This is a genomic window from Planktothrix sp. FACHB-1355 (assembly GCF_014748295.1).
Lineage (GTDB): Bacteria > Cyanobacteriota > Cyanobacteriia > Cyanobacteriales > Aerosakkonemataceae > Aerosakkonema > Aerosakkonema funiforme_A.
The window spans coordinates 1-2,490 of sequence record NZ_JACJUP010001050.1 but is presented as its reverse complement, the minus strand read 5'-3'; the positions used below and the strand labels follow the sequence as shown (position 1 = coordinate 2,490).

The 2,490-nt window shown below is 43.1% G+C and carries 2 protein-coding genes; both read right to left on the bottom strand.

Annotation, left to right across the window (positions count from 1 at the left end; translation table 11 throughout):
• Positions 1–112 precede the first annotated feature (112 nt).
• Complete coding sequence (locus tag H6S82_RS28815) at positions 113–979, bottom strand: tetratricopeptide repeat protein (RefSeq protein ID WP_190469720.1); 867 nt, start codon at positions 977–979, stop codon at positions 113–115.
• Between the two features lie 255 nt (positions 980–1,234).
• A complete protein-coding gene (locus H6S82_RS28810; RefSeq protein WP_199315454.1) occupies positions 1,235–1,732 on the bottom strand; it encodes a peptidoglycan-binding domain-containing protein in 498 nt (165 codons plus the stop codon).
• Positions 1,733–2,490: the final 758 nt, after the last annotated feature.

Genomic DNA, 2,490 nt, shown 5'->3' with positions numbered 1-2,490 from the left:
GAGCGATCGGGAATTTCCCAGGATTTAGGTACACGAATCAGTGTCATAGATAACAAACTCCTATTTCGATCGGCTACAGGCAAAAGTCAAAATGTCAAAAGCCAAAATAAGTTTATTCTTGAAGCAATTGTTGAAAGCGCTGATTTCCTCTAATCCGATCGAAATAGGAACTTGTTGCCGCTAGAGTTAGGTATTTATCCCGATCGAGTTCGATCGCCCTTTGCAAGCTTTCCATAGCCCAATTTACCTTAGTTAAAAGCGCACAACAGCAAGCTTTACTGAACCAAGCATCAGCTTTGTGAGGATTCATTTCAATCGCTTTGTTGTAGCAGGCGATCGCATCTTCATAGCGACCCATACCCCGCCGCGCATCGCCGCGACGATACAATGCCCAATAGTCATTTGGTCTGATTTGCAACGCTTTATCGTAACAGCTAATTGCTTCTGCATCGGAACCCATCAAACGCAAGCTATCGCCCCGCCAATACCACGACCAATAGTCTTTTGGTCTTAGACTGAGAGTTCGATCGTAAGAGGCGATCGCTTCTTCGTAGCGCCTCCCCTCCCGCAGAGCATGAGCGCGATTGTACCATGCCCAGTAATCCTCCGGTTTCAACTCAATCGCTTTATCGTAACTGACGATCGCTTCTTCGTAGCGCCCCAGTTTACGGAGCGTATGACCCCGCCAGTACCAAGTCCAGTAGTCATGGGCATTCAACTGTAGTGCTTGGTTATAACTAGCGATCGCATCTTCATAAAAGCCAAGATCGTCTAGAGTATTGCCCCGCTGATACCAAGCGCGGTAGTCATCCGATTTGCATTCTATCGCTTTGTCATAACTGGCGATCGCATCATGGTGATGCCCCCCCGCACGCAGCGCATTGCCCCGTCGATACCAGGAGCGATAATCATCCGGACGGCACTCTAAAGATTTATTATGGTTACCGTTTACTTGGTCAAAAGCACTCAGACGACTCATAGCGACCAGCAAGCAATTAAAAATATCCTTATCAATCCACAATTATACTTTATATGTTTAATAAGCTTGCCTGTCTATCAGCTTCAAGTCAAGAAAACAACACATAAACTTCATTCGTCATCCGTCATCTGCCAAAACCTTTTCCACGCATACGCCGCCCTAACTAAGCGAAAAACTCATAAAGGAGTAGGGACAGGTTTAACCTGTCCCTACTAAAGACTGATAACTAATGACTGAATTCGAGTTAACAAGCCCTTAGAAATTAGAAGAAGCTTGATTTTGCGGATTGAGCATTACACTCCAAGTGTTAGTCCCAATCACACCATCCGCAACCAAGTTTTTAGAACGTTGGAATGCTCTCACAGCATTGCGAGTTTGCAACCCATACACACCATCAATCGGGCCATTATACAAACCTTGTTGTTGCAGTAAAGTCTGAGCCTGTCTAACTTCTTCTCCCCGACTGCCCAAACTTAAAACCGGATTTTGGTTGTTTGAAAAGCCGCTCGTACCGCTCGTACCATTAGATGGAGTAGTGGTTGTATTTTGAGAAGGTTGATTTAGCGGCTGATTGAGTTGAGAGGGGGATTGATTTAGCTGACTTGGTTGCTGATTCGTTTCGTTTAATGAATCATTCACTTGAGGGGAACCAGTCTGGGCATTAGCAGGCATCCCTCCCAGGAAAGGGATTGCAGAAATTGCAGAGATAATTCCGACGTATACAACACTGGATTTCACTAATTTAGTGACCATGATTGAGACTCCCTATTACAAACTTGAGGTAAGCGCTTCTTTCAAACTTTATCTATCTATCCTCAACCTTATCGGGTCAATCAAATTAGAACATAGACCGCTAGTGTGAGTTTATGCTTGTCAATTTTATAACCTAAGAGAGGGCTGTTAAATTTTTAAATTACAGCACAAGTATGATGTTGTGATATTTCGACTCAACAGGAATCTTGCAGAGAGACTATAGTTTGATATCGGGGTATGTGGGAGCGAATTAGGATTTCAGCAAATCAACCCGATTTGTATGAAATATCGACAAAGTAACTGCTAAAAATAGACCGATAAACCCGATTGACAGCCAGGACTTACCCAAAACATAAAAATCTTCTATTTCTCTTCGTTCTATACCCTGATAAAATTGATACAAATGACTTTATGAATGCCAGAACGCAGCATCTGATTTGGTGGCAAAAAGGCTATAAAATTTTATCCAGATAAATACTATCTAAAGAAAGAGATTACAGGCATCTTCAGATGACTTGCGTGCAGATAAAACTTTGTTCGATCAACCGATTTTTTGGCAGCACAATGCAGTAATCTGAAAGATAACCTGCTTAATCTACCAAATTACAACTGTTTTTCTATGATTTTCCGGCAAGTAGCTGCATTCCTATTAGCTTCCATCCTATGCTGCTGGGCTTTTCCAGCACAAGCATTCGACTATGCCCCGCCTGTGTCCTTCAGCAATGCGGAACTGACAGGGCAAGATTTTTCCGGTCAAA

What these genes read in the sequence shown, in the direction of transcription:
- H6S82_RS28815 (WP_190469720.1), bottom strand. Translation starts at nt 979, where the DNA reads ATGAGTCGTCTGAGTGCTTTTGACCAAGTAAACGGTAACCATAATAAA.
- H6S82_RS28810 (WP_199315454.1), bottom strand. Translation starts at nt 1,732, where the DNA reads ATGGTCACTAAATTAGTGAAATCCAGTGTTGTATACGTCGGAATTATC.